The sequence below is a fragment of the Vibrio sp. Isolate23 genome (assembly GCF_022398095.1).
Classification (GTDB): Bacteria; Pseudomonadota; Gammaproteobacteria; order Enterobacterales; family Vibrionaceae; genus Vibrio; species Vibrio coralliilyticus_A.
This window is the reverse complement of record NZ_JAKEUV010000001.1, coordinates 1-25,718: the sequence shown is the minus strand read 5'-3', so window position 1 is coordinate 25,718 and position 25,718 is coordinate 1. Positions and strand designations below refer to the sequence as shown.

At 45.7% G+C, this 25,718-nt stretch carries 27 protein-coding genes, 1 pseudogene and 1 riboswitch; of the genes and pseudogenes, 12 read left to right on the top strand and 16 right to left on the bottom strand.

Going from position 1 to position 25,718, the window contains the following annotated elements:
* Positions 1 to 15 precede the first annotated feature (15 nt).
* Positions 16 to 129, bottom strand: a riboswitch (TPP riboswitch).
* Between the two features lie 36 nt (positions 130 to 165).
* Entirely contained in the window at positions 166 to 792 is a 627-nt protein-coding gene (locus L1D31_RS00140; RefSeq protein ID WP_239835097.1) for a flavin prenyltransferase UbiX, read from the bottom strand.
* A gap of 14 nt (positions 793 to 806) precedes the next feature.
* Positions 807 to 2,159 carry a UDP-N-acetylmuramate:L-alanyl-gamma-D-glutamyl-meso-diaminopimelate ligase gene (mpl, locus tag L1D31_RS00135; RefSeq protein ID WP_239835096.1) on the bottom strand — a complete coding sequence of 451 codons (1,353 nt, stop codon included), beginning with the start codon at positions 2,157 to 2,159 and terminating at the stop codon, positions 807 to 809.
* A gap of 314 nt (positions 2,160 to 2,473) precedes the next feature.
* Between mpl and fbp the strand changes: the two genes are divergently transcribed.
* Positions 2,474 to 3,487: a class 1 fructose-bisphosphatase gene (gene fbp / locus L1D31_RS00130; RefSeq protein WP_239835095.1), complete on the top strand. Its 1,014-nt coding sequence runs from the start codon at positions 2,474 to 2,476 to the stop codon at positions 3,485 to 3,487.
* Positions 3,488 to 3,642: 155 nt separating this feature from the next.
* Positions 3,643 to 4,170 carry an inorganic diphosphatase gene (gene ppa, locus L1D31_RS00125; RefSeq protein ID WP_038509400.1) on the top strand — a complete coding sequence of 176 codons (528 nt, stop codon included), beginning with the start codon at positions 3,643 to 3,645 and terminating at the stop codon, positions 4,168 to 4,170.
* 30 nt (positions 4,171 to 4,200) lie between these two features.
* Here the strand turns inward: ppa and L1D31_RS00120 are convergent, their stop codons facing one another.
* From L1D31_RS00120 to L1D31_RS00105, 4 genes are read right to left on the bottom strand one after another with little or no spacing between them, the layout of a single operon-like run.
* Positions 4,201 to 4,551, bottom strand: coding sequence for a DUF2799 domain-containing protein (locus L1D31_RS00120; protein WP_239835094.1), 351 nt, complete (start codon positions 4,549 to 4,551; stop codon positions 4,201 to 4,203).
* Between the two features lie 31 nt (positions 4,552 to 4,582).
* Entirely contained in the window at positions 4,583 to 4,930 is a 348-nt protein-coding gene (locus L1D31_RS00115; RefSeq protein ID WP_239835093.1) for a gamma-glutamylcyclotransferase, read from the bottom strand.
* A gap of 19 nt (positions 4,931 to 4,949) precedes the next feature.
* Positions 4,950 to 8,711, bottom strand: a complete 3,762-nt coding sequence (locus L1D31_RS00110; protein ID WP_239835092.1) for a translocation/assembly module TamB domain-containing protein — start codon at positions 8,709 to 8,711, stop codon at positions 4,950 to 4,952.
* Positions 8,708 to 10,417: an autotransporter assembly complex family protein gene (locus tag L1D31_RS00105; RefSeq protein ID WP_239835091.1), complete on the bottom strand. Its 1,710-nt coding sequence runs from the start codon at positions 10,415 to 10,417 to the stop codon at positions 8,708 to 8,710. Before L1D31_RS00105 ends, L1D31_RS00110 begins: the two co-directional genes overlap by 4 nt.
* Before the next feature lie 119 nt (positions 10,418 to 10,536).
* Here L1D31_RS00105 and msrA point away from each other — a divergent pair, with 119 nt between their 5' ends.
* Positions 10,537 to 11,166 (top strand): peptide-methionine (S)-S-oxide reductase MsrA, encoded by a 630-nt coding sequence (msrA, locus tag L1D31_RS00100; RefSeq protein ID WP_239835090.1) that lies wholly within the window; start codon positions 10,537 to 10,539, stop codon positions 11,164 to 11,166.
* Positions 11,167 to 11,211: 45 nt separating this feature from the next.
* On the opposite strand, the gene L1D31_RS00095 is transcribed toward msrA, so the two are convergent.
* Complete coding sequence (locus tag L1D31_RS00095) at positions 11,212 to 11,412, bottom strand: DUF1107 domain-containing protein (RefSeq protein WP_239835089.1); 201 nt, start codon at positions 11,410 to 11,412, stop codon at positions 11,212 to 11,214.
* Positions 11,413 to 11,620: 208 nt separating this feature from the next.
* On the opposite strand from L1D31_RS00095, the gene L1D31_RS00090 reads away from it, so the two are divergent.
* The 7 genes from L1D31_RS00090 to L1D31_RS00060 all read left to right on the top strand — a co-directional run bounded on the left by L1D31_RS00090 (position 11,621) and on the right by L1D31_RS00060 (position 16,987).
* Complete coding sequence (locus L1D31_RS00090) at positions 11,621 to 12,172, top strand: YtfJ family protein (RefSeq protein WP_239835088.1); 552 nt, start codon at positions 11,621 to 11,623, stop codon at positions 12,170 to 12,172.
* A 74-nt stretch (positions 12,173 to 12,246) separates the two neighbouring features.
* Positions 12,247 to 12,546 (top strand): DUF2607 family protein, encoded by a 300-nt coding sequence (locus tag L1D31_RS00085; protein WP_239835087.1) that lies wholly within the window; start codon positions 12,247 to 12,249, stop codon positions 12,544 to 12,546.
* Between the two features lie 76 nt (positions 12,547 to 12,622).
* Positions 12,623 to 13,267 (top strand): DUF2796 domain-containing protein, encoded by a 645-nt coding sequence (locus L1D31_RS00080; RefSeq protein WP_239835086.1) that lies wholly within the window; start codon positions 12,623 to 12,625, stop codon positions 13,265 to 13,267.
* Between the two features lie 56 nt (positions 13,268 to 13,323).
* Entirely contained in the window at positions 13,324 to 14,031 is a 708-nt protein-coding gene (locus tag L1D31_RS00075) for an ABC transporter ATP-binding protein (protein WP_239835085.1), read from the top strand.
* Complete coding sequence (locus L1D31_RS00070; protein WP_239835084.1) at positions 14,028 to 15,287, top strand: ABC transporter permease; 1,260 nt, start codon at positions 14,028 to 14,030, stop codon at positions 15,285 to 15,287. Before L1D31_RS00075 ends, L1D31_RS00070 begins: the two co-directional genes overlap by 4 nt.
* 2 nt (positions 15,288 to 15,289) lie before the next feature.
* Complete coding sequence (locus L1D31_RS00065; RefSeq protein WP_239835083.1) at positions 15,290 to 15,787, top strand: DUF3299 domain-containing protein; 498 nt, start codon at positions 15,290 to 15,292, stop codon at positions 15,785 to 15,787.
* Between the two features lie 303 nt (positions 15,788 to 16,090).
* Positions 16,091 to 16,987 (top strand): TIGR03899 family protein, encoded by an 897-nt coding sequence (locus L1D31_RS00060; protein ID WP_239835082.1) that lies wholly within the window; start codon positions 16,091 to 16,093, stop codon positions 16,985 to 16,987.
* A 92-nt stretch (positions 16,988 to 17,079) separates the two neighbouring features.
* On the opposite strand, the gene pgi is transcribed toward L1D31_RS00060, so the two are convergent.
* Positions 17,080 to 18,732 (bottom strand): glucose-6-phosphate isomerase, encoded by a 1,653-nt coding sequence (gene pgi / locus L1D31_RS00055; RefSeq protein ID WP_239835081.1) that lies wholly within the window; start codon positions 18,730 to 18,732, stop codon positions 17,080 to 17,082.
* A 276-nt stretch (positions 18,733 to 19,008) separates the two neighbouring features.
* Between pgi and L1D31_RS00050 the strand changes: the two genes are divergently transcribed.
* Positions 19,009 to 19,431, top strand: coding sequence for a secondary thiamine-phosphate synthase enzyme YjbQ (locus tag L1D31_RS00050; protein WP_239835080.1), 423 nt, complete (start codon positions 19,009 to 19,011; stop codon positions 19,429 to 19,431).
* 43 nt (positions 19,432 to 19,474) lie between these two features.
* Here L1D31_RS00050 and alr read toward each other — a convergent pair whose 3' ends face one another.
* Together alr and L1D31_RS00040 are read right to left on the bottom strand one after the other, a co-directional pair.
* Entirely contained in the window at positions 19,475 to 20,554 is a 1,080-nt protein-coding gene (alr, locus tag L1D31_RS00045) for an alanine racemase (protein WP_239836345.1), read from the bottom strand.
* Between the two features lie 12 nt (positions 20,555 to 20,566).
* Positions 20,567 to 21,979 carry a replicative DNA helicase gene (locus L1D31_RS00040; RefSeq protein WP_239835079.1) on the bottom strand — a complete coding sequence of 471 codons (1,413 nt, stop codon included), beginning with the start codon at positions 21,977 to 21,979 and terminating at the stop codon, positions 20,567 to 20,569.
* Positions 21,980 to 22,153: 174 nt separating this feature from the next.
* Here L1D31_RS00040 and L1D31_RS00035 point away from each other — a divergent pair, with 174 nt between their 5' ends.
* Positions 22,154 to 22,918, top strand: a complete 765-nt coding sequence (locus tag L1D31_RS00035) for a DUF481 domain-containing protein (protein WP_239835078.1) — start codon at positions 22,154 to 22,156, stop codon at positions 22,916 to 22,918.
* A 65-nt stretch (positions 22,919 to 22,983) separates the two neighbouring features.
* Here the strand turns inward: L1D31_RS00035 and rplI are convergent, their stop codons facing one another.
* The 6 genes and pseudogenes from rplI to tuf all read right to left on the bottom strand — a co-directional run.
* Positions 22,984 to 23,436 (bottom strand): 50S ribosomal protein L9, encoded by a 453-nt coding sequence (gene rplI / locus L1D31_RS00030; protein WP_239835077.1) that lies wholly within the window; start codon positions 23,434 to 23,436, stop codon positions 22,984 to 22,986.
* A 32-nt stretch (positions 23,437 to 23,468) separates the two neighbouring features.
* Entirely contained in the window at positions 23,469 to 23,696 is a 228-nt protein-coding gene (rpsR, locus tag L1D31_RS00025; RefSeq protein WP_000090472.1) for a 30S ribosomal protein S18, read from the bottom strand.
* A gap of 104 nt (positions 23,697 to 23,800) precedes the next feature.
* Positions 23,801 to 24,181, bottom strand: a complete 381-nt coding sequence (gene rpsF / locus L1D31_RS00020; RefSeq protein WP_004747103.1) for a 30S ribosomal protein S6 — start codon at positions 24,179 to 24,181, stop codon at positions 23,801 to 23,803.
* 208 nt (positions 24,182 to 24,389) lie between these two features.
* A complete protein-coding gene (bfr, locus tag L1D31_RS00015; protein WP_239835076.1) occupies positions 24,390 to 24,872 on the bottom strand; it encodes a bacterioferritin in 483 nt (160 codons plus the stop codon).
* Between the two features lie 75 nt (positions 24,873 to 24,947).
* The gene (locus tag L1D31_RS00010; RefSeq protein ID WP_239835075.1) at positions 24,948 to 25,136 is read right to left on the bottom strand and encodes a (2Fe-2S)-binding protein; all 189 of its coding nucleotides are present in this window, start codon (positions 25,134 to 25,136) and stop codon (positions 24,948 to 24,950) included.
* 342 nt (positions 25,137 to 25,478) lie between these two features.
* Positions 25,479 to 25,718, bottom strand: a pseudogene (gene tuf, locus L1D31_RS00005) (elongation factor Tu); the annotation flags it as partial.

Sequence of the window (25,718 nt, the reverse complement as noted above, 5' to 3'; positions counted from 1 at the left end):
GAAACATTGGCAGGGCAAATGTTCAGACTCAATTCCTACGCCAGCATTATCTGGTTCAGGTACACGGGTCCTGGGCTTTGCCCAATCTCAGCTTCATCTGTGCGATGAATAGCTCCCCGATGAGTATCGGCTGATTGTAATCGTAATGTTGTCAATTAGCCAGAGTTATACACGCTGGTCATATCCCCAACGCGGGACAAGCCCCTGTTCAACATTAAGATGATCGAGAATTCTCGCCACCATAAAGTCGACCAGATCATCAATAGACTTAGGTTGATGGTAGAAGCCTGGTGCCGCAGGCATAATGGTGACGCCCATCTGCGACAACTTATGCATATTCTCTAGATGCAACGTAGAGAACGGTGTTTCACGCACGACCAACAGCAACTGGCCGCGTTCTTTGATCACCACATCGGCCGCACGCTCAATAAGATTATCAGACATACCATGTGCGATGGCAGCCACACTGCCTGCAGAGCAAGGGCACACGACCATCTGTTTCGGTGCTGCGGACCCAGAAGCCACTGGAGAGAACCAGTCGTCTTTACCATAGACGATGATTTTTTCTGCATCACAGTTTAAGTGTGTCACTAGCGCCTGTTGAGCCAAATCAGGGTTGGCAGGTAGCTTCAAATTATGCTCCGTCGCTAACACAACCCGAGCCGCTGAAGAAATCAGTAGGTGAACTTGATAGCCCGCAGCTAAGAGACATTCAAGTAGTCTTAGTCCATAGGGCGCACCGGAAGCCCCTGTAAAAGCGAGTGTAATCGCTTTGTGTTTCTCTTGGTTCATACCGTTACATTCATCTATTCGGCAAGTTTCGCCAGAATTTTATCGTGGATACCTTCAAACCCACCATTGCTCATCACCAGAATTTGATCGCCCGGTTGAGCCTGTTCCGCCATCATCTGCACTAACGCATCAACACTGTCTGACGCATAAGCCGACTGCTGACATTGCTGGGCAATATCCTCGACAGACCATTCAATATTATCTGGTTGATAAAGGAAGACCACGTCAGCCTGAGCAAGGGACGCAGCCAATGTTTCTTTGTGCACACCACGTTTCATCGTCGCACTGCGAGGTTCAAGTACTGCTAGGATACGTTGTTTACCAACCTTATTACGTAATCCGCCCAGAGTAAGTTCAATCGCCGTAGGATGATGAGCGAAGTCATCGTAAACCGTAACCTGATTCACCTCACCTTTTAGCTCAAGTCGACGTTTGGTATTGATGAATTTCGCCAGCGACTGGCAAGCTAAATCCGGAGTAACACCCACGTGACGAGCCGCGGCGATGGCCATCAAGGCGTTATCGACGTTATGATCGCCCACCAAATCCCACTTCACAGTACCAACGGCTTCACCTTGGAAGAAGACTGTGAATATTGAACCATCGGCGACTTGTTTCTCCGCTCGCCAGTCACCTTGTTCGCCGCTGAACTCCGTTTCGCTCCAGCAGCCACGCTGTAATACATCGGCAATTGCTGAATCGCCTTGCGGGGCAAGGATTCGACCATTACCCGGCACGGTTCTGACTAAGTGATGGAATTGGCGCTTGATCGCTTCCAGATCATCGAAGATATCCGCATGATCAAACTCCAAATTGTTCATAACTAACGTGCGAGGATGGTAATGTACGAACTTAGAACGCTTATCGAAAAAAGCACTGTCGTATTCGTCGGCTTCAACAACAAAAAACATACTTTCGCCCAAACGCGCTGAAATCCCAAAGTTGCCCAACACCCCACCAACAAGGAAGCCAGGTTGATAGCCACAGTCTTCCAAAATCCACGCCAGCATGCTGGAAGTTGTGGTTTTACCGTGGGTCCCTGACACAGCCAGCACCCAGCGGTCATGGAGAAGAAACTCCTGCAACCACTGTGGGCCTGAGGTGTATCTCAGGTTACTGTTGAGTACCTGCTCGACACATGGGTTGCCTCGACTCATCGCGTTTCCGATCACGACCAGATCAGGTGCAGGGTTAAGCTGAGAAGGATCAAAGCCTTCAATGATTTCAATACCTTGAGACTCCAACAATGTACTCATTGGTGGATAAACGTTGGCGTCACTGCCCGTCACTTTGTGACCTAATTGACGAGCTAAAATTGCAGCACCTCCCATAAATGTGCCACAAATTCCCAAGATATGAATATGCATAAACAACCTTCTCCAAGGCGAAAACTGAGCTGACATTATGGCGATTATACGCAGAAAAGCGAACTACTTTGCTCACTGTTTTTACGTCACACGAACGCAAATGATTGCGTGTTATGCGCGTTATTCAATTCGTATGGCTTCAAACAAGCAGATGAAAAGCGTTATCAAGTCGACAAATAAAACGAGATCTCAGTCAGTTAGTTCATTACCAATAAAAAGATCTAACTCTTAGACTAGGCTTAGGCGAAATCTAAGATCCGTCAGAGATCACCAACGCCAATCCCCCTATATTGAAGCGACTTAAAGGAAAAATCATGTCTGGAATGCGCACCCTTGGCGAGTTCATTGTTGAGAAACAAGCGGACTTCCCCCACGCTAGCGGTGATCTATCATCCCTACTTTCTTCTATCCGACTTGCTGCAAAAATCGTTAACCGCGAAATCAACGCAGCTGGTCTTGGTGACATTACCGGTGCAGTCGGTACTGAGAACGTACAGGGTGAAGACCAGCAGAAGCTGGATGTTTACGCGAATGAAAAGTTTAAAGCAGCGCTAGAAGCCCGTGATCAGGTTTGTGGTGTTGCCAGTGAAGAAGAAGACGAAGCCGTTGCGTTCAATAAAGAGCTGAACAAAAACGCGAAATACGTGGTTCTGATGGATCCGCTAGATGGGTCTTCAAACATCGATGTTAACGTGTCAGTCGGTACCATCTTCTCCATTTACCGTCGTGTGTCGCCTATTGGCACCCCACCGACAGAAGAAGACTTCCTTCAGCCAGGCCACAAGCAGGTCGCTGCAGGTTACGTCATTTACGGCTCTTCAACGATGTTGGTCTACACAACCGGTAAAGGCGTTAATGGCTTTACCTACGATCCATCTCTGGGCACATTCTGCCTATCTCATGAAAACATGATGATTCCTCAAGATGGCACGATTTACTCAATCAACGAAGGTAACTACATCCGCTTCCCTATGGGTGTGAAGAAGTACATCAAATACTGTCAGGAAAATGAACCGAGCGAGCATCGTCCTTACACGTCACGCTATATTGGTTCACTGGTCGCGGACTTCCATCGCAATCTGCTTAAAGGCGGAATCTACCTTTACCCAAGTACGCAAAGCCATCCAAACGGTAAGCTGCGTTTGCTATACGAATGTAACCCAATGGCTTATATCATTGAGCAAGCTGGCGGTGTAGCGTCTGATGGTAAGACTCGTATCATGGATCTCAAACCAACCGAGCTGCATCAACGTGTGCCTTTCTTTGTTGGATCAAAAAACATGGTCAAGAAAGTGGAAGAGTTCTTAGAACAACACCCAGAAGATTAAATATAAAGGCGCTTTCGAGCGCCTTTTTCATATTTTCTTGAGCAAAATCTCGCCTTAGTTGGTTTACATAAAACCGAGTTTAGCAGTAAGGTATTCCGGTCTTATATTCAGCCCGTGTGCCTCATTGAGGTACAAACTAAAAAGGAACTTTCTTAATGAGTTTAAACAACGTACCAGCAGGTAAGTCTCTTCCTGATGACCTCTATGTCGTGATTGAAATCCCAGCTAACGCGGATCCAATCAAATATGAAGTAGACAAAGATTCAGGTGCTGTGTTCGTCGACCGCTTTATGTCTGCACCTATGTTCTACCCATGTAACTATGGTTACGTAAACCACACTTTGTCTCTAGACGGTGATCCGGTAGACGTTCTGGTTCCAACACCACATCCTCTGATGCCTGGTTCAGTGATCCGCTGCCGTCCAGTCGGTGTTCTAAAAATGACGGATGAGTCTGGTGAAGATGCGAAAGTAGTGGCGGTACCACACACTAAGCTGTCTAAAGAATACGATCACATCCAAGACGTAAACGACCTGCCTGAGCTGCTAAAAGCGCAAATCACGCATTTCTTTGAGCGTTACAAAGAGCTTGAGTCTGGCAAGTGGGTAAAAGTCGACGGTTGGGAAGACGTAGAGTCAGCTCGTAAAGAGATTCTTGAGTCTTACGAACGCGCACAGAAATAATCAAAAAGAGCCAGCAATGCTGGCTCTTTTTTAACTACGTGAACGAGAGTCTGCCAAGCTTCTACCTGCCTCAAATTTCATTCGAAAGAACTTATTCACATCGTCACATATACCAAAATAAGATTGCTTTCGCGCCCCTAATGCATAAGGGTTCTGCTCACAATATGCGCTTTTTCCTATTTCATAACCACTGAGATAGGCAGAATAAAGTTCCCGAGACAAGATATGATTGTTTGAAAGCTCATGTTTTGATTGGACTTTGTAACCACTTAGTGCCCGTTGTTCACCATATTTTAGCCAGTCGCCTTCTGAAGTGGACGAAGGAAGCGGAACGGCACATCCAACAAGAAAACTTGCTAATAGTAAAACTCTAATAATCATTGTCATTCTCCTGGTTGCACATTGCATGAACTCATACCCTCTGGCACCAATCACCTGATGAAATGATGGTATCGAGCTTACTGCTGTCTTGATACAAGTATATCCAAGCTTCACCAAAAGGAGTCTCAATCTGCTCACGGCGATACTCGACTGGCACATCTTCCAGCTTATCTACCTTGGCCAATGTCTCATCATCAATCAGGTACACTTCACCCAGTATTGAGTCATGACCTTCAATCACTGCCGGATACGGTCCAAGATCGTATAACGCGTAGTTAGGAAGTGTTTCAAAATGCCCCAAGCATTGGGTTCCGATCAGATAATCGTGGTTGCTCTCCCCTTGACGTAGGGTTCCATACACAAAGAGTAAATGCTGCATCCTGCCACCTAACTTCCGATTAATTAAACTCAAACTGATACAGTAGATCGACAGCACTATCCAGACCTGACACAGCCTCAACGTACAAATCCTGCATCAGACGATAGCGCACCGTAAACTCACCCACAGAGTCAAAAATACCAACACCGTATTTGACTTGTAAGCCCGGTAGCACATAGCCACTCACGGTCACTTGGGAATCATCACCAGATCCTGCGGTATCCAACTGAAGATCCTGAACACCAAAGGCTTCTCCGATTTCTCCAACCACATGGCCACTTTGCGCTAGACTCAACCCAATCAAAGTCGTCGTCATAGAGTTTCCTCCAGACTCCCCGTCTATATTCTGACCACGTAACAAATAAGATAGCGCATTAGCTTGTGGCATAGCGGGTTCAGAGAAGATAGTGACGGTCGGTTCGTCAGCAGGGCCTGTAACTCGCACTCCAGCCGTCACCTCATCCTGAGTGTTATCAGGGTTACGTATGGCGGTAATTTGCACATAAGGCTGATCTACTGGACCATTCATGAGGATCTTCCCTTGTTTGATCAACAAGTCTTGACCAAAAGATCGATAAGAACCATCCACAATGTTCACTTCACCGGTCACAAATGGTCCCTGATCGCGTTGTGCAACATTGAGATTACCCGATAACCCGCCTTCCAAGCCAAAAGCGGACAGCTTGAAATCATCACCAATATTGATGTTGACATTGGTTTGAATACTGAATGGAACACTTGTCGTTTCATCTTCGGATTGTAACTGCTCATTCAAGAGCACTTGATCTTTAGACACCCCAATCGCGCTTGGTGGTAACTCTTCAACCACAATTCGCCCCCAAGGCAAAGAAATATCACCATCGATACGAGCTTGTTGAGGTGAAGCGGAAATAGTCATATCCGGCACAACTTTGATTTTTACCATCGGCGGCACATCCACCAATAGCTCTTCAGCAAAAACACGCACATTGGTCTGCCAATCTTCAAGATCTTGCCAGTCAGCATCACCCGCGATTTCCAACTTGCCATCCGGGGTATTAATCGCTGCGGCTAAGGTCGCATCATAGCCAGAGAAATTGACCACCAGCTTACCCGAATCAATTTCGACCGGCGTAATCTCACCTTTGAGCAAAATATCATCGACCACAAACTGGCCATTAACGCGAGGTTGCATCATTGGGCCTGAGAAGGTTAATTCTGTCTGAATATTGGATTTCATCTTGCTGTAGCCTCCAAGCAGTGGAGCAAGAAAATCCACGTTAAACGTCGTTAAACCCAGCTTACCGTCGAGCCGTTTGTCTTTTGCTAACACATCAGGGATCCTAACTTCCCCTGAAATGTCACCATTGTCCGTTACATCCAATAGCCAATCTGCCTGTAGCTTATTGTCTACTAGGTGAGCATTGAGCTTGAATGACTCCCAACCTAGCTTTACAGGTTGCTTGTTAGTCTGAGCCAACGAGCCTTTTGGCATCTCCACATCAAGCATCACCTCAGGTACAGTGTCAGGATTCCACTTCGCGATGGCTGCTGCGTTAACGGCGCCTTGTAGATTAATTTCCTGTGGGATAAAAGTTTTGATCTGTTCAAAATCGAATTGTTTAATTGAGAGGTGAGCTTCTCCACTCTTACCTGCCGTTAAATCTTGATCGAGACAGACTGAAGAACCGGATTGCAACCAGCAATGGGCAGCAACGAAAGCTTGTTGTGAATCCATCAGCAATTCTATTGGTGTCGGCTGCGCTAAGGTCCATGTTCCCTGTTCCGAAGTCAGTGACATGTTATCTAACGCCCCTTTCCATGCAAGCTCAGGCGTATCTTGAAGCGCACCTTGAATCGCAAGTTTCGTCGAAGCAAGATTTGAATCAACATCCAATGTCAGCGTATGTTGCTTCTGCTCCCCATCAAAGTTCAACGCAATGGTATCGATCAAATAGTCTTGATACTGAGTATTAGCGACTTGAAGTTTGAGTTCTCCTGACGGCAGAGGTAACGGAGAGATCTGCCCTTTCAGCACCACGCTTTGCACACTCACTTCTTGCTGCCATTTTATCGCTTTCGCCTTGAGGTTAATGCCAACTTGGGGCTGCTCTAATTGGCCGGTCAGCTTGATCTTACCTTGTGCGCTGCCCTTCAAGTCGGGGATCGACTTAGCGATATCCAAAAAGTCTACCGCCACCTGCATGTTCAACTCTCGGTCTATATCCCCTTTAGCTATGAGGTGATTAGGACCATGGGACAAAACAAGGCGAGGTGTACTGAGTTGGACGTCTCCACTGCTAGCACGATCTGATGCCGACAACGCACCTTCAATGTTAAGTGGGTAATCACGTAAAATACCATCGATATCCAAAGTAGGTAGTTCCACCTGCCAGCCACCTTGCTCAGTTAATGAACCTGACGTCGATAGCTGACCGCTGATTTTTCCTTCCGCCTGCTGCCACTGGAGGCCTGGCTGAATATCGACCAATGATATGTCCGCTGCCCAATTAATCGGAGCTTGCCAATTCGCCATCACCGTACCACTCACCTCTCCACCTAAAGTTTGTATAGAGAGGGACTGAAGATCGATTTGGTTTAAATCCCCGTTGCCGCGCAAAGTCAGGTCAGCATCAGGCAATTGCTTACCTTTCAGAGCCGAATCGAGTTCAACACTGTAGCCGCTTAGCGAGCCTTGAGTATGCAAGTTGCGTATTGTGGCATAATAATCACCTTGACCTTTCAACGGCCATTGAAGATCACCATCAATCAAAGTCAGTTCAAAAGGAAATTCAGCCTTCAGTGGCTGCAGTGCCGCTTCAACATGTGCCTTCGCTAAACCGCCAAAGTCTGCCTTTAACGTCAAGTCAGCAACACTTCCCGTCGCATGCAGTTTGACAGTCTGTCCATCCGCTATCTTCTGCTTCACTTTGGCATTCAGTTCCAGATCCAACGGATAGTCGTCTGCTAAGGTCACCGTTGTACTCAGCACACCTTCGACTTCAGGCATATCCAACTCAAGAGTATCAACCTGAACTTGGGAGCGGGCTGCACTTGCCTCCAACCCCAAATGGTGTACGACTACAGGAGTGGGTTGTTGCAGCTCAAAATCATTCACATCCAATCGCACTACATCAATTTGCAGCGGTAAGGTAATGCTTGGTAGGACTATCTGTGCGTTAGCGTCCGCAGAAGGACTCGCAGCAGGGGCTGGTTCACTGGCCTCACTTGGCGCCAGTGCGACGCGAATGGAGTCTAGCGCCGTTTTGTTGATTCGTAGACGATTGCCCTGAAACGCTAATCCAGTCGTGAAAGACTGCCAATGGACCTGATGGCCTAATACATCAAGCGAAATATCAGATAAAGCGACACGTTTTACTTTAATTGGTAACGGGGCGGTGATGGGGCCACTGGTATCTGCGGCGGGCTCTGGGGATGCTTGCGTGCTCGTAGGGAGCTCTGGCATCACAAACTTTAATCCATCAATGGCCAAATCATCCACGCATAAGCTCGGCTCCGTAAAACAAGAGGCGTTGACTGCCAACGTGATTGAGCGAGCCTGCACATCGACGTTAAGTGAGTCGTCTTTAAACACAACACCATTAAGCGTAAAGCGCGGGAAAATCGCCCCTGAATGGGACTCGACTTTCAACTGAGGCACAAACTTTTCTGCACCCCAGAGCGCTAATTTAAGACCCGGAGTTGTAAACAGTACTACTGCTAAGGCGATGGCAATCGCCACCAATAAGCTGATTAAAGAGATAGATAGCCACTTAGACCATTTAAACACTACCTTGGTCATAACTCAGGCCCTAATGTGAAGTGGATTTTGAATTCATCACCCGGCGTCGCATCTAACCCCCATGCAAAATCGAGACGAATAGGACCGACGGGCGATGCCCAACGGACACCAAAACCAGTCCCGCGTTTAAAGTCAGGTTGGTCATTGAACGCATCACCGTAATCATAAAAGAGCGCGCCCCACCATTTACCATAAAAACGATACTGATATTCAAGAGAAGAGGTGGCGATGTACTTTGCGCCCGTTAATGCACCACTGCTATCTTGAGGAGAGATAGACTCGTAACCATAACCACGTAAATTGTTATCACCACCGGCAAAGAAACGCAGTGATGGCGATAACTTATCAAACTCATCCGCGAAGTTAGCACCGCCGTCTAAGCGCAAAAGGCCACGATGATTACGCCCTAAACTTCGAATCCATGTGGTTCCTGCCTGAAGCCGAATCACTCTAGTCTCAGACAGCAAGCTATCATCGCCAAACTCCAACGTCATGGTTTGACTATCTCCCCAACGAGGCATAGCTCCACCACGAATACGACTCCGGCTGAACGTCACCCCAGGTAACACAAACTGCCCTGAGTCATCTTGTAAGCCCTGCTCATAATTTTCCAGCAAGTAACGCACAAATAAAGTCCTGTGCCAGCCATTATCTAATAGCCAATGGCGCTCAACAGCCAAGTTCGATTCCAAGCTTTTGGTGTTACGGTTGTCGACATTTTTCATACCATAGCTGACTTGATAATACTCATTGAGTGCATCTTCAAGTGGAATTCGGTAACCGGCAGTAATCGTTTGTTCTGGCCCAGAAAGTGAGAAGCTACTGTCAAAGCTGTGCCCTCGGGCATTTACCCAAGGCTTTTTCCATTTTAAAGAGCCTTTTACTCCAACATCGGTGGAGTAGCCTAAGCCCGTTTCAATTTTGTTCTTAGCCTGTGGTGCCAGAGACACTTTCACTGGTAGTTCCCGACCTTTTCCAAGCATGGATAAATCGGGCTCCACAAACACCGAAGAAAACCAATCCGTATTCGAAAGGTTTTGGTTGAACTCACCTACTTGAGAAACCTGATATGGGTCACCTTGTTTGAATGGTGCCAACGAGCCAACACGGTCTTCTTCAATTTGACTGCCAGAAATGATCTTCTCACCAAAGGCATAACGAATCCCACTATCGAAATGTAAACGTATGAACGCTTCATTCAAATCAGGGGATACCTCCAGTCGACTCATGGTGTAGTCACCTTCGAAGTAGCCTTTTTGCAAAGCGAGGTTGCGAATACCAGATTTGAGACCGTCATACAAACTGTGGTTAAGAACTTGCCCTTCATGAATACCGATTTTACGAATCAGAGCCTTAAATGAACGATCATCACTAGCTTCGCCCGTTAGCTGTATATCCACTTCTTTAATCAGTACAGGAGAACCAGGAGTGATGACCACCACCAATTCACTTCCCTCGTCTTCCACACGAAAAGAAAAATCTGGGTGGTAGTAGCCAAGCGCATTGAGGGCTTCGGTGAGGCTCTTTTCAAGGCGAGCTTGAAAGCGTAGGCTGGTGTTGTAATCTTCCTCAGGGATAGAAGACAGATAAGCGTCAACATTCGTCTCCAACTCACCAGATAAACCTTCAACGGACAAATCCACGGTCTGAGCAAAAGCAGGTAAACCGCTAGCAAGGAGAATGACTGGTAATGACTTTCTTATCATGGTTTATTTACTGCCTAAAAATCTTAACGGAATAATAACGCCACTCAAAAAATAAGTCTGTACGAAAACAGTCAATTAGGTGGTCTACTCTCAAGATTGTTAATGTAAGGATATTTTCTATGCTCGACAAACAAACTATGATCACCGCTCAGCAGGCACTACCAGGCCGTGATCAAGCCCTGCCCCTTGATGATTCACATTTTGTTAATCAATCCAGTTTGACCGCAAAGTCTGCCAAGGGTTGCGAAGAAATTTTGGTTGGCATGGGGTGTTTTTGGGGGGCTGAGCGCCTGTTCTGGCAGCTTGATGGCGTAGTTAGCACCTCTGTAGGATACGCAGGCGGTTTTACGCCCAACCCTACCTACGAAGAAGTGTGTTCAGGCCAGACAGGTCACACAGAAGTAGTGCGGATTGTCTTTGATCCTACAGTCATCAGCCTAAAACAACTATTGCAGATCTTCTGGGAACACCACAATCCAACCCAAGGTATGTGCCAAGGCAATGACTTAGGCACACAATATCGTTCTGCCATTTACGTTTATAGCGATGAACAGTATCAGGCAGCGATACAATCAAGAGACGAGTATCAAGCGTTGCTCGGACAGGAGACCTCATCCATTACCACTGAAATCTTGCCTGCTGGTCGATATTATTATGCGGAAAGCTATCACCAGCAATATTTGGCCAAGAACCCGAATGGGTATTGTGGGTTGGGTGGAACGGGGGTTTGTTTTCCACCCGAAAGTTAAGGAATACAAAGTAAAAGTCGCCCAATTGGGCGACTTTTTATTTTCCTACACAGGTAACAGGGTAATGGCCTGATTGATTTCCTTAAAGGTATTCATTTTCTTTTTATCTTTAATATCCGGCATTAAGACTTTGCCGTTATCAAATCGGAACTCACCGACCCCTGAAATAACAAACTTTCCTTTGAATAAGGTTTTGACAAAACGTGCCACCTGACGTGGACGATATTTTGTAAACTCGCGTAGCATAACCACCTCATATCCATTTGCGATTCGAACCTATCCTTGGTTCCACCTTTCCTCCTGAAAGGCTTACAACACATCATACACATTAATAGTGTCACCACAAGCAGCAGGATCACAATTAACAAACAAAAAATTAACATCTGGCGTTTTACTCAGCAATAGAGAAAATTTCGTTATATACTTTTTCCGCTTACTAAAAAGGAAGAAAACAATGAAAAACAAGACTCTATTAGCTTTAGCAATAGCATGCTCTCCCATGTTTGCTCTGGCACATAATCTCTCTGTAGGTCAGCCAGTGCCGAGCATTGAAGTGACGAATTACGGTGAGATTATGGTCAAGAACAACGATACAAACTATCAATCATGGTCCTCTCAGGACATGTTAGGGAAAGTTCGTGTCATTCAAGCGATTGCCGGTCGCAGTAGCTCAAAAGAGCTCAATGCTCCACTAATGGCCGCGATTACCGCCGCTAAATTTCCAGAAGACAGCTACCAAACCACGACAATCATCAATCAGGATGATGCTATTTGGGGCACAGGATCGTTCGTCAAGTCCTCAGCCGAAGACAGCAAAAAAGAGTTTCCTTGGTCTTCAATGGTGCTTGATGAAGATGGCGTTGTCGCGAGTGCTTGGCAGCTAGCAGAAGAATCATCAGCCATCATAGTTCAGGACAAACAAGGTCACGTCTTGTTTGTTAAAGAAGGCGCACTCAACGAAGATGAAGTTCAACAAGTTCTGACCCTAATTAAAGATAATATCTAATCTCATTTGATCTTAGCGTTTCAATAAGAGTTGTTATAACATAACAGCTCTTTTTTCGTATTGAACAAAACGCTGTGACTTCTACTCATTCCCATCGCATCAGATACTTAACCCTTCATGCTCTATGTGGCATTGGGCTGATGCTGTGGATGAGTTTCGCCTACATCGACCATCAATACGAGCTCTCGTCAGCGCATCATGATGAACATCACTGCCAGCTATTCTCATGCGCACAACACGGCATGAGTCAATCATCTCTGACACTAATCGACACCTCATTACCTGATAGATTCGTCGCTCAGGATGATTATCACTTCTACCAGCGACCAGCCTTTGCCTATCAAGCTCGCTCACCACCTGTAAGACTGATTTAGTTCACTCAAACTTTATACGTGCTGTTTTACCACTACAGCCATCGATTTTTATGATGACACTTTATTAGGATTCACAATGAACTCAATGACAAAAACTGCCACATTGGTTGCTCTTGCACTAAGTACCACTGCTTTCGCTGACGAAGGCTTTCGTCAACACGAAGCTCACGTACATGGACACGTTGAACTGAACATCGCTCAAGATGGTAAAGAACTGTTAATGGAAATTACCGCTCCTGGCGCTGATGTTGTGGGCTTTGAACATGCTCCAAAAACAGCAGAGCAAGAAAAAGCCCTTAAAGAGGCCGTCACTCGCCTAGAGAAAGCAGACTCAATTTTTACTCTTGCATCAGCAGCAGGTTGTAAAGTTGAACATCAGTCAGTCACACATACACTAGGAGCTGACGACCACGACCACGACCACGACCACGACCACGAAAAGCATGACGGACATCATGATGAACACAAGCATCACGATAGCCATGATGAGCATCATAATGAGCACGAAGGTCACGAACACCATGATGAACATAAAGGTGGCCATGGCGAATTTACTGTGGAATACCACTTCGAATGTGACGATATTAACGCGCTCTCTTCCATCGATACGCAATGGTTTAACGCTTTCCCAACCACAGAGTCGATCAGCGTGAACCTACTGACAGATAAAGTGCAAACAGCACTTGAATTGTCTTCAGGCAACACTAAGATTTCGTTTTAATCACTCTCTAAGTCTGATGGCCTAAGCCATCAGACTTTTTCGTTCAGGTTACGCCGATGGTAGAAAATAGAAGCAACAGCGTTGTCGAGCTGGAGCAGGTCACCTTTACCTGGCCCGGAAATCCAACGCCAACAATCGATATCAATCAACTTAGTATCACTGCAGGAGAACATCTCTTCATCAAAGGACCTAGCGGCTGCGGTAAATCGACTTTACTGGGTTTGCTCACGGGGATTAATACAGCCAGCAGTGGCCAGTTAAGGGTTCTTGGCCAAGACCTTAACCAGATGAAAGGTAGCCAGCGCGACAAGTTCCGTGCCGACCACATTGGCTATATATTTCAACAGTTCAACTTGTTGCCCTATCTCAACGTGATTGAAAACGTCATCCTACCTTGCCAGTTTTCCGCACAACGCAAATCACAGGTCGATACATCGCTGGTTGAAGACGCGACTCGGCTGCTGGAAAAACTTCATCTACCTGAACACTTGCTGGATAAGCCTGTCGTGGAACTGAGTATTGGTCAGCAACAGCGTGTCGCAGCCGCTCGAGCTCTGATTGGCAAACCAGCCCTAATCATTGCCGACGAACCGACTTCTTCGCTCGACTACGACAACCGCACCGCGTTTATTGAGTTGCTGCTTGAGCAGGTGAATCAAGCTCAATCAACTCTGCTGTTTGTCAGTCATGACCCAACATTGGAAAGTTTGTTCGACAGAACATTAAACTTAAACGAATTGAATCAGGTAGGAGTGACACAATGACCCCAACATTCATGCTTGCCTGGAAAAGTGTTCGTAATCGCCGTGTCACCGCCATTCTGACCATATTAACCGTCGCAATTTCGGTCATCCTACTACTGGGTGTAGAAAGAATTCGTACCCAAGCCAAAAGCAGCTTTGCTAATACTCTCTCAGGGACTGACCTGATCGTCGGTGGACGCTCTGGTCAAGTAAACTTGCTGCTCTACTCAGTGTTTCGCATCGGTAACGCCACCAATAATATTGACTGGAAGAGTTATCAGGAATTCAGTAATCATCGTTCTGTGAAGTGGGTGATTCCTATATCTCTCGGAGACTCACACAAAGGTTTCCGCGTGATGGGCACCAATCACAGCTATTTTGAGCACTATCGCTATGGCAAAAAACAGAACATTGCCATCGCTGAGGGACGCGAATTTGACGGCTTGTTTGAGACCGTCATTGGTGCCGATGTCGCCCGCTCTCTTGGGTATGAGATAGGCACAGAAATCATTATTGCTCACGGTATCAGTGACGTTGGATTCAGTCGTCATGACAACCTGCCATTTAAGGTGGTCGGTATCTTAGCCCCAACAGGCACCCCAGTAGACAAAACTGTTCATGTTTCTCTTGAAGCCATTGAAGCGATTCATGTGGGTTGGGAATCCGGTGCCCACTTGGGTAATACACCAAGCGCAGATCAGCTTGAAAAGCAAAACTTCCAACCAAAACAGATCACTGCCATGTTGCTTGGCCTAAACTCCAAAATTCAGACCTTTGCTCTGCAACGTCAAATTAACACCTACCCTAAGGAGCCCTTGAGCGCGATTCTTCCGGGAGTTGCCTTGCATGAATTGTGGGGAATGATGTCGGTGGCAGAGCAAGCTCTGATGGCCGTGTCTGTCTTTGTTGTTATTGCCGGTTTACTCGGTATGTTGTCGAGCTTACTAACTAGTCTCCAAGAGAGACGACGGGAAATGGCAATTCTGCGAGCCATGGGAGCGAGGCCTAGGCATGTACTGGCGCTACTGGTTATGGAAGCCAGTGCCTTAACCTTAGTCGGCTTAGCGGTTGGCGTTATAGGTTTATATGCCCTGTTAGCGACTATTGCTCCAGTAATTCAACAGCAATATGGGATACACATAGAGATGATAGCTTTATCCCATTATGAGTGGATGCTACTTGCAGCGGTACAGTTAGCAGGTACTGTAATCGGCTTTATTCCAGCGTTCCGCGCGTATAGACAATCTCTCAGCGACGGTATGACAATACGAGTTTAAATATGAAACAGATATTCTTAGCGCTCATGCTTGCCGTGAGCTTTGCAACCCCATCGCTGGCTAGTGCCAGTGAAGATATTCTCAAACTAGATTGGATAGATCTGATCCCAGAAAGTGAACGCCAGCAATTTGATTCTTCTGGTATGCCAGTAACGGATCACTCTGGTCAAGCTGCAAAGCAATCGCTAGTGGGTAAAGTACGCCAAGAGCTGAATGGCAGTAAGGTAAAAATACCTGGCTTTGTGATCCCCCTAGAAGGAGATGAGGATAAAGTCACGGAATTTCTGCTGGTTCCATACTTTGGTGCATGTATTCACGTTCCACCACCACCACCAAACCAAATCATATATGTGAAATTCCCTAAAGGAGCGCCTGTGCAGCAACTTTGGGATGTCATTTATGTGGTAGGAACATTAAAAACGGAAACCATCAACCATGAACTGGCTGAAACAGGCTACGTTTTAGAAGGCACCGCTATCGAAGAATACGATGACTACTAATATTATTTAACATAAAAGCAACCTGTTAATTATCCGCTTTTCTTTATATGTATCTAGAGAGATAAACCAAGACGGCTAGATAAACCAGAAGCAATAGGGCAATTGACAGGTGCTTTTTCAGTTTACTCTCATTTAAAAACTTCATAAGCCCCTCAAAAACATCGATAACAATTTTAACAACTTATTATCATTTGGCATAGCGCCAATTTTCAAAGCTTGCTCACATAGTTCTTCTGGCGGCTAAACTGGTTAAGAGGTAAATTTAATAAGCACATTTAACACTTTGATGAGTAAGGAATTCACATGTCAGAGAAGCAAAAGCCAGTTGTCATTGAGCACGAGTCTAACGCTGAAGCTCGGCATGAGAAAAAAACCGCCTACATCAAAGACAGCGCTAGTCGCGTCATGAATATTGCTCAAACTCATGGCCTTGATGCCCTGTTACAAAAAGAGGCTCCGCAAAAGACTGCATTAGAGAGAGCGCTGATTCGAGAGCGCCGCTACAAAGAACAAAAGCAGAAAAACCTCGAACAAATTCTCAAGCTCGCTCACCTCTCCTGTAAAGACGAAACGGCGGGCGACCCAGATCATGACTGGCTTCATCGTTTCTTCTCTATGGCACAAGAAGTTCATAACGCGTCGATGCAACGCTTATGGGCACAGGTACTAAAGCGTGAAGTCACAAACCCTGGATCCACTTCCATGAAAGCTTTGAAGGTACTACAGGATATGTCTCCCAAAGAAGCGCAAATACTGCAGCGTGCCGCTTCTCTTGCATGCAGCTTTGGAGGAGATACTAGTCGTAAACTATTGATTGGTTATCGAGCTCAGGGGGGAATTTTCAACTTTGGTAAGCGCAACATCACTGGCAACATCAATGTAGGTAACTTCCAGCTGCCTTACTCCAATCTGTTGGTGCTGTTTGAGTTAGGTTTGATGCACGGAACAGAGCTTGAGTCAGGCGAAATTGATCTCGACTCACCCTTACCCCTGACATATCAAGGTAAACAGTTATCATTGCAAGCGCACAGCAAAGGTGTTCGACTACTCTATTACCGCTTCAGCCCTACGGGCAATGAGTTATGTAAGCTGCTTGGTAATAAGCCCAATATGCAATACTACGATCAGATGGTCGCTTTGCTCAGCCAGAAATTCACCGCAAGTACCGACGTCAAGTCAACCATTGATACCACCGTATGATAAAGAGTTGCCTCGAGAGAGTATTAACTCCAATTATAAAAAACGCCAGCCTTTCGGTTGGCGTCATCATCAGCTAACTAGGTTATATGCTATTACGCTTTGAAAGCCTTAAATGCATTAATCAAACCATTAGTCGAACTATCGTGTGAGCTGATTGCTGAATCATCCGCAAGTTCAGGCAAGATTTGGTTTGCTAGCTGCTTACCAAGCTCCACACCCCATTGGTCGAAGCTGAAGATATTCCAAATAACACCTTGTACAAAGATCTTGTGCTCGTACATAGCGATTAGGTTACCCAGTGTACGTGGTGTGATCTGTTTTACTAGGATTGAGTTAGTTGGGCGGTTACCTTCAAATACCTTGAATGGCGCAAGCGTTGCGGCTTCTTCTTCGCTCTTGCCTGCTTTAGCAAATTCGGCTTTCACTGTCTCTTCCTCTTTACCAAAAGCAAGCGCTTCAGTTTGGGCAAAGAAGTTAGACATCAACTTCTGGTGATGATCACCTGCTGGATTATGACTGATGGCAGGTGCAATAAAGTCACAAGGGATCAGCTTAGTACCTTGGTGAATCAACTGGTAGAACGCGTGCTGACCGTTAGTACCAGGTTCACCCCATATAATTGGACCTGTTTGGTAAGTCACTGCGTTACCGTCACGATCAACGTACTTACCGTTCGATTCCATGTTGCCCTGTTGGAAGTAAGCAGCAAAACGGTGCATGTACTGATCGTATGGAAGAATCGCTTCAGACTCAGCGCCATGGAAGTTGTTGTACCAAAGACCCACTAGCGCAAGGATAACAGGAATGTTGTTCTCAAAATCCGCTGATGCAAAGTGGTTATCCATTTCATGAGCGCCATCAAGTAGCTCAATAAAGTTGTCGTAACCAACCGCTAGAGCAATTGAAAGACCGATTGCCGACCACAGAGAATAACGACCACCAACCCAGTCCCAGAACTCGAACATGTTGTCTGTATCGATACCGAACTCAGACACTGCTGGAGCATTAGTTGAAAGCGCTGCAAAGTGTTTCGCTACGTGCGCTTCATCACCTGCAGATTCAAGGAACCAATCTCGTGCGCTATGTGCGTTGGTCATGGTTTCTTGAGTAGTAAACGTCTTAGAAGCAACTAGGAATAACGTGGTTTCTGGGTTTACTTTTTTAAGCGTCTCAACGATGTGAGTACCATCAACGTTAGAAACGAAGTGCAGATTTAGGTGGTTTGTGTATGGCGCTAGTGCTTCAGTCACCATGTAAGGCCCAAGGTCAGAGCCACCAATACCAATGTTAACTACGTCCGTAATCGCTTTACCTGTATAGCCTTTCCACTCACCGCCGATAACGCGCTCGGTGAATGATTTCATTTTTTCTAGCACGGCATTGACCGCAGGCATGACATCTTCACCATCGACCATAACAGACTTGTTGCTACGGTTACGCAGTGCGGTATGAAGTACTGCACGACCTTCTGTTTGGTTAATCGCTTCGCCACTGAACATCGCTTCGATTGCTGCCTTTAGCTCAGTTTCGTTGGCAAGTGCGAACAGGTGTTTCATGGTTTCTTCATTGATTAGGTTTTTAGAGTAATCAACAAGAATGTCGCTACCGAAACGGGTAGAGAACTTATCAAAACGTGCTGCATCTTGTGCAAATAGATCTTTGAGATCCATATCTTGTGCAGTTTCGAAGTGCGCGGTTAGCGCGTTCCAAGCTTGTGTTTGCGTTGGATTGATATTTTTCAACATGGTTACTATCCCGATGTTACAGTAGGTTTTATTCCATACAGCCTAGCGAAAACTGTGGAATCCCCGATTATGCAAAAATAGTTCGGTTCTGGCGTTGCAACAAGCAGCCAAAACTTTGTAATAAATTTTCAAAGTGCAATTATGAACCAGAGTGGCTGCACCATCATTGAGTTAAGTCACGTTAAATGATTAAGTGACACTCAAACCCAGACTTATATTGACTCTCACCATACCGACAAAGGTTAGGTTTGCCAAATAGATTATAAAGGATGCCATATGTGGTCTCAGAAGCGTATTCAATTGAGCGCAAGAAAGCGTGGGTTTCATCTCATCACCGATGAAATAGAACAACAAATCCCAGAAATAGGTCAGTTTTCTGTCGGAATATTACAGTTATTTATCCAACATACTTCCGCAAGCCTGACCATCAATGAAAATGCAGATCCAACAGTTCGTCATGATATGGAGAAACACTTTAATCACTATGTGCCTGAACGGGCTCCCTATTATAAGCATACCTATGAAGGTGATGATGATATGCCAGCCCATATCAAAGCTTCTACTTTAGGATGCAGTGTCATGATTCCCATTAGCAATGGGCGATTAGCATTAGGGACATGGCAGGGGATCTATCTTGGAGAGCACCGAGATTATGGCGGGAGCCGCACTCTTGTGGCGACAATACACGGTGAACGGTAAAAAAGGCTGGCTTCTCGCCAGCCCATTATAAAAGAGTCGCTCTCTATGCCTTAGAATATTCCATCTCTACTCGTGAAGTGAGCTTGGTCACCAGCTCATAAGCAATGGTACCAATATGGCAAGCAACTTCCTCTGCTGGCAGGCTATCTCCCCAGAGGATAGCCTCATCTCCAACCATATCATGAGCCTCAGGACCAAGATCTACCGTTAACATATCCATTGATACTCGACCCGCGATAGGCACTTTACGGCCATTGACTAAGACAGGGGTGCCATTAGGTGCCGCTCTTGGGTAACCATCACCGTAGCCAATAGCAATCACCCCTACTTTGGTATCTCGCTGACTCGTCCAAGTCCCACCATAACCAACACTCTCACCCGCTTTGACATCTCTTACCGCAATAAGATGTGATTTCAGAGTCATTACAGGTTGGTACCCCATCTGCTGGGCTGTTCTGTCGTTGAATGGTGATACACCATACATAATGATGCCTGGCCTTACCCAATCTAAGTGACTGTCTTGCCAAGCGAGCAAACCAGCAGAGGCGGCTAGAGAACGCTCACCTTCACACCCGTTAGTGAGTGATAAAAAGAGCTTGGTCTGCTCTGTAGTCGTGGTGTTATCCAGCTCATCTGCGCAACCAAAATGACTCATATAGCGTAAAGGTTTTGCCACATTGCGACACGCTTTCAGCCGGGTCACAAAATCTGTGTATTGCTCTGGCCTCACCCCTAATCGATGCATGCCGCTATCGACTTTAAGCCACACCACAACGGGTACTTCCAATTCAGCCTGTTCAAGCGATTCAAGTTGCTCTTCACAGTGCACGACCGTTTGGATGTTATTAGTCACTAAAACAGGTAAATCACCCGATGAATAGAAGCCTTCTAGCAGTAGAATCGGTTTGACAACACCACATGCTCGTAGCTGCAAAGCTTCTTCTATTCGAGCAACACCAAAAGCATCGGCCCCATCGGCGTATTTGGCAATATGTCTCAGGCCATGACCATAACTATTGGCTTTCACCACAGCCATGATTTTGCTGTGTGGTGCTTGAGATTTTATCTGCTCTAAGTTGTGTTGCAGTGCGGCCAAATCGATAAAGGCAGTTGCCGCTTTCATATAACTCATGTGTTACTCTTCATCCACATCAAACGCCGGACCAGCGTAATTATCAAAGCGTGACCATTGACCTTGGAAGGTCAGACGAACCGAACCAATCGGGCCATTACGCTGCTTACCAATAATGATTTCCGCTGTACCTTTCATCGGACTATCAGGGTTATAGACTTCGTCACGGTAGATAAACATGATCAAGTCGGCATCCTGCTCGATAGAGCCCGACTCACGCAAGTCAGAGTTTACTGGTCGTTTGTCTGCACGCTGTTCCAAGGAGCGGTTTAACTGCGATAGTGCGACAACAGGCACATTCAATTCTTTGGCTAGAGCCTTTAGAGAGCGAGAAATTTCGGCAATTTCTAGCGTTCGGTTTTCGGTTAATGAAGGTACACGCATGAGCTGCAGGTAATCGACCATGATCATGGAAAGACCACCATGATCACGAGCTATACGGCGCGCACGAGAGCGAACTTCAGTGGGAGTCAAACCCGAACTGTCATCGATGAAGATGTTTTTCTTCTCCATCAGCAAACCCATAGTCGATGAAATGCGCGCCCAATCCTCATCATCTAATTGGCCCGTTCGTATCTTGGTTTGATCCACGCGAGACAGTGACGCAAGAGAACGCATCATCAGCTGCTCAGACGGCATCTCTAATGAGAAGACTAACACGGGTTTATCATGTGCCATCGCCGCATTCTCAACCAAGTTCATCGCAAAAGTGGTTTTACCCATCGATGGACGAGCTGCCACTATCACCAAGTCTGATCCTTGCAAGCCGGCCGTTTTCTTATTCAAATCGGTAAAGCCTGTCGTCACGCCTGTCACGCCATCTTGCGGTGACTTGTACAGCATTTCGATACGTTCAAGCGTTTTTTCAAGAATATTATCGACGTTTTGTGGACCTTCGCTTTCGTTGGTGCGCGACTCAGCAATGGCAAACACCTTACTCTCTGCCATATCAAGCAAATCTTCCGATGTTCTCCCTTGAGGATCATAGCCCGCATCCGCAATTTCATTGGCAACGCCAATCAAATCACGGGTCAAAGCTCGCTCAGCAACAATATCTGCATAAGCATTAATGTTGGCCGCGCTCGGCGTATTCTTAACAAGGTCCGCAAGGTAAGCAAAGCCACCAACATCATCAAGCTGCTCACGCAGCTCAAGAAACTCCGACAAGGTGATGAGGTCAAGAGGCTGGCTGTCTTCTAAAATGGCTTGTGATGCTTCGAATATCAGACGGTGTGGTCGGCTGTAAAAGTCCTTCGCCACCACACGTTCTGCGACAGTATCCCAGCGCTCGTTATCCAGAAGTAAACCACCAATGACGGACTGCTCAGCTTCCAACGAATGCGGAGGAACCTTGATAGCATCAACTTGGGCGTCTACTGGTTTCTGATTACGATTGTCTGTTCTCTGATCTGCCATGTTTTTGCTCAACAACTTACTTATGACCGCCCATTATAGCCAGAATGAGCGGGATGTCTGTAATAAACAAGGGGTTTGAAAGCAACTCATATAGAATTAACTTAGAACTGACGAATTTAGAGTGAATAGCCTCTACTATTCCTCACAATTTTCCCATTGTTAAAGAGGTTGTGAGTGGCGAAACTTTGGCTCTTAAGTGCAGGCCTGCTGTGCAGTTCCGTAGCCTATGCGGATGAGGCGGTACAAAGTCAAACGGATATTGAGATACCCTCCCCTTGGGATACCGAAGTTGAATTCGGTTATCAAGCACACACCGGAAACTCAGATTCGCGCTCTCTCAATTCTCGACTCAGTGCCGAGTATCTTTCTGGCCGTTACCGAACCAGTGGTGAATGGAAATATTATCTTCTATACAAAGATGGTGAGGAAGATAGGCGTCAATCCACATATACAGCTCAGAGTGACTATAAACTAGGCCCTAAAACTTACCTATACGGTAGCTTCAAAGGCGTTGACTCTCGCTATAGTGCCTACTTTAAAGACTACACACTCTCAGGCGGTTTAGGTTATCAATTTTCCAATACCGATGTGTTTGTCCTTGAGCTGGAACTAGGTCCAGGTTTTCGTTATCAGGAACCCAATACCGATGAAATCGGCGACAACGATATTGTGTTTGAAGAGATCGTTCAAGAGGCGATTTTTCGAGGCAAGGTCAACTCAAGCTGGCAAGTTGTGAAAAATCTGAATGTGTCAGCGGGGCTGACATTAGTTGCAGGTGACAGTAATCTCAGAGCCGATACGGATGTTAACGTCACCAATAACATCACCGATGACATTGCACTCAAGCTGGCTTATACACGCCAATACCATGACCGTGTACCAGAAGGGCTGAAAAAGGCCGATAGTATCTTTTCCGTCAATCTGCTCTTCTTGTTTTAATCCGAAATTCAGGTATAAAAAAAGCACCTCTAAGAGGTGCTTTTAAAATACATCTTGATACTGAATTACTCAGCAGCAACAACTTGTAGGTTAACTGTCGCGAAAACTTCAGAGTGAAGTTGAACGCTGATCTCGAACTCACCAGTGTTACGTAGTGCGCCTTCTGGAAGACGAACTTCGCTTTTAGCCACTTCAACGCCAGCTGCAGTGATTGCATCAGCGATGTCGCGAGTACCGATAGAACCGAATAGTTTACCTTCGTCACCCGCTTTAGAAGCGATAACAACTGCTTCAAGAGCGTTAACTTTCTCAGCACGCGCTTCTGCAGCTGCTAGTTGCTCAGCAACTTTAGCTTCTAGTTCAGCACGACGAGCTTCGAACATTTCAACGTTAGCTTTAGTTGCCATCACTGCCTTAGCCTGAGGGATAAGGAAGTTACGAGCGTAACCAGATTTAACGTTTACAGTGTCACCAAGACCACCTAGGTTACCGATTTTATCAAGTAGAATAACTTGCATTGCTTAATCCTCTTTCTTAATAAAACGACCGATTACTGATGCTTGTCAGTGTACGGTAGTAGAGCTAGGTAGCGAGAACGCTTGATAGCGCGAGCTAGTTGACGTTGATACTTAGCGCTTGTACCAGTGATACGGCTAGGAACAATTTTACCAGCTTCTGTGATGTAGTTTTTAAGAGTTGCTACGTCTTTGTAATCAATCTCTTGTACGCCTTCTGCAGTGAAACGGCAGAATTTACGACGACGGAAGAAACGAGCCATGGGCTATCTCCTGATCTTAAATTTGAAAAAAGTTGTCTGCCTAAATAAACACATTCGAGTAAACCCGTGAGTTATCTAGACTGAGTACTAATTCTGAGTAGTAATTACTCAGCAGCTGCTTCTGGCTTAGCTTCAGCACGCTCTTCGCGACGAGGAGCACGCTCTTCTTTCTGCTTAAGCATGATAGATTGCTCAGTGATAGCCGCTTTAGTACGCATGATCATGTTACGTAGAACTGCATCGTTGAAACGGAAAGCAGTTTCTAGCTCATCGATTACAGCTTGGTCAGCTTCAACGTTCATTAGAACGTAGTGAGCTTTGTGAAGCTTGTTGATTGGGTAAGCCAGTTGACGACGACCCCAGTCTTCTAGACGGTGGATAGTACCGCCAGCTTCAGTGATAGAACCAGTGTAACGCTCGATCATGCCAGCAACTTGCTCGCTTTGATCAGGGTGCACCATGAATACGATTTCGTAATGACGCATTGGTTGCTCCTTACGGATTATTCAGCTTCCACAATTGGCCCGGTCGTCCAGAGGAAGCAAGGAACTAAAGATAATTGACCGAGTTTTAAGGAGCACGAATAGTACAGAATGAATGCAATTTAAGCAAGAAAAATGTGATACAAGTGGTGGTAAGCTGGTAGGAATAGAGCAGCGTATCGCACGCTGCCCAGAGTTGTTCTAATTCTGACTAGTCATCATCTTCATCAACATATTGAGCCTGTAGGTAATTTTGGATACCTGTCATGTCAATTAAACCAAGTTGCGTTTCAAGCCAGTCTACGTGTTCTTCTTCATCTTCCAATATATCTTGAAACAGATCTCTGGATACATAATCGTGTGTGTCTTCTGCGTAAGCGATGGCAGCTTTTAAATCAGGTATCGCAGCCATTTCTAACTTAAGGTCGCACTCCAGCATCTCTTTGGTATCTTCGCCGATCATGAGCTTACCAAGATCTTGCAAGTTAGGGACGCCTTCAAGAAACAAAATACGTTCAATCAAATGATCCGCATGTTTCATTTCATCAATGGATTCGTGATATTCCTTATCCGCTAGATGCTTTAAGCCCCAGTCTTTATACATTCGTGCATGAAGGAAATATTGATTAATGGCAACTAGTTCATTGCCAAGGATTTTATTGAGATGTTGAATAATGATTGGATCGCCTTTCATGACAAAAACCTCCTCTTTGGCTCCAATTAAACTGTAGAACCAATTGAGAAGGTGTCAAAAAGCCACGAGACGGTTTCAGCTCGCTTTTTGGTACTGTACTACACCTGTTTCATTAAGGATTTCCTTCGCCATCTTGACACATTTGCCACATTGGCTGCCAAGCGCGGTACATTTCTTTATGCCTCTGATATCAGTGATGCCTTCTTCTAAAGCTAACTTTTTGATTTTCTTATCAGAAATTCCATGACACAAACAAACGTACATAAATTAAAACCCGTAATACAACCTAGGAGAAAATATAAACAATAATTGTTCTTATTACCAGTTACGATTTTGGAGATATTAAGACTGATTTGTTATATCAAAAATGACAAAGAAGCGGCTCTAAACACTTACGCATTTAACCACACAAATAGCAATGAAATAAGTTTTGATAACTGTTTGTTTTTAAAGATAAAGAAAAGAGGAATTGGTGAGTAAGTGAAGTTATCGGACAATTTTTTTTATAACCAGAAACCAAAAAAGAGAAGCCGAAGCTTCTCTTTTTCTAGATGCGCTTTCTTCATAAATGAAGAAAAGTGCAAGATTTCAATTAATTCCTAAGAATTAGTCGAAGATCTTAGCAACAACACCAGCACCTACTGTACGGCCACCTTCACGGATCGCGAAACGAAGACCTTCGTCCATTGCGATTGGGGCGATTAGCTCTACAGTCATCTTGATGTTATCGCCTGGCATTACCATTTCTACGCCTTCTGGTAGCTCGATGTTACCAGTTACGTCAGTTGTACGGAAGTAGAACTGTGGACGGTAGCCTTTGAAGAACGGAGTATGACGGCCGCCTTC

Excerpts from the sequence above, each read along its gene's own strand:
- L1D31_RS00115 (WP_239835093.1), bottom strand. The coding sequence starts at position 4,930 with ATGCAGCATTTACTCTTTGTGTATGGAACCCTACGTCAAGGGGAGAGC.
- L1D31_RS00040 (WP_239835079.1), bottom strand. The coding sequence starts at position 21,979 with ATGGCAGATCAGAGAACAGACAATCGTAATCAGAAACCAGTAGACGCC.
- L1D31_RS00090 (WP_239835088.1), top strand. The coding sequence starts at position 11,621 with ATGAAAAACAAGACTCTATTAGCTTTAGCAATAGCATGCTCTCCCATG.
- rpsR (WP_000090472.1), bottom strand. The coding sequence starts at position 23,696 with ATGGCTCGTTTCTTCCGTCGTCGTAAATTCTGCCGTTTCACTGCAGAA.
- bfr (WP_239835076.1), bottom strand. The coding sequence starts at position 24,872 with ATGAAAGGCGATCCAATCATTATTCAACATCTCAATAAAATCCTTGGC.
- L1D31_RS00065 (WP_239835083.1), top strand. The coding sequence starts at position 15,290 with ATGAAACAGATATTCTTAGCGCTCATGCTTGCCGTGAGCTTTGCAACC.
- L1D31_RS00105 (WP_239835091.1), bottom strand. The coding sequence starts at position 10,417 with ATGATAAGAAAGTCATTACCAGTCATTCTCCTTGCTAGCGGTTTACCT.
- L1D31_RS00070 (WP_239835084.1), top strand. The coding sequence starts at position 14,028 with ATGACCCCAACATTCATGCTTGCCTGGAAAAGTGTTCGTAATCGCCGT.
- ppa (WP_038509400.1), top strand. The coding sequence starts at position 3,643 with ATGAGTTTAAACAACGTACCAGCAGGTAAGTCTCTTCCTGATGACCTC.
- pgi (WP_239835081.1), bottom strand. The coding sequence starts at position 18,732 with ATGTTGAAAAATATCAATCCAACGCAAACACAAGCTTGGAACGCGCTA.
- L1D31_RS00110 (WP_239835092.1), bottom strand. The coding sequence starts at position 8,711 with ATGACCAAGGTAGTGTTTAAATGGTCTAAGTGGCTATCTATCTCTTTA.
- mpl (WP_239835096.1), bottom strand. The coding sequence starts at position 2,159 with ATGCATATTCATATCTTGGGAATTTGTGGCACATTTATGGGAGGTGCT.
- L1D31_RS00075 (WP_239835085.1), top strand. The coding sequence starts at position 13,324 with ATGGTAGAAAATAGAAGCAACAGCGTTGTCGAGCTGGAGCAGGTCACC.
- L1D31_RS00010 (WP_239835075.1), bottom strand. The coding sequence starts at position 25,136 with ATGTACGTTTGTTTGTGTCATGGAATTTCTGATAAGAAAATCAAAAAG.
- L1D31_RS00060 (WP_239835082.1), top strand. The coding sequence starts at position 16,091 with ATGTCAGAGAAGCAAAAGCCAGTTGTCATTGAGCACGAGTCTAACGCT.
- msrA (WP_239835090.1), top strand. The coding sequence starts at position 10,537 with ATGCTCGACAAACAAACTATGATCACCGCTCAGCAGGCACTACCAGGC.
- L1D31_RS00120 (WP_239835094.1), bottom strand. The coding sequence starts at position 4,551 with ATGATTATTAGAGTTTTACTATTAGCAAGTTTTCTTGTTGGATGTGCC.
- alr (WP_239836345.1), bottom strand. The coding sequence starts at position 20,554 with ATGAAAGCGGCAACTGCCTTTATCGATTTGGCCGCACTGCAACACAAC.
- L1D31_RS00050 (WP_239835080.1), top strand. The coding sequence starts at position 19,009 with ATGTGGTCTCAGAAGCGTATTCAATTGAGCGCAAGAAAGCGTGGGTTT.
- rpsF (WP_004747103.1), bottom strand. The coding sequence starts at position 24,181 with ATGCGTCATTACGAAATCGTATTCATGGTGCACCCTGATCAAAGCGAG.
- fbp (WP_239835095.1), top strand. The coding sequence starts at position 2,474 with ATGTCTGGAATGCGCACCCTTGGCGAGTTCATTGTTGAGAAACAAGCG.
- L1D31_RS00140 (WP_239835097.1), bottom strand. The coding sequence starts at position 792 with ATGAACCAAGAGAAACACAAAGCGATTACACTCGCTTTTACAGGGGCT.
- L1D31_RS00095 (WP_239835089.1), bottom strand. The coding sequence starts at position 11,412 with ATGCTACGCGAGTTTACAAAATATCGTCCACGTCAGGTGGCACGTTTT.
- rplI (WP_239835077.1), bottom strand. The coding sequence starts at position 23,436 with ATGCAAGTTATTCTACTTGATAAAATCGGTAACCTAGGTGGTCTTGGT.
- L1D31_RS00080 (WP_239835086.1), top strand. The coding sequence starts at position 12,623 with ATGAACTCAATGACAAAAACTGCCACATTGGTTGCTCTTGCACTAAGT.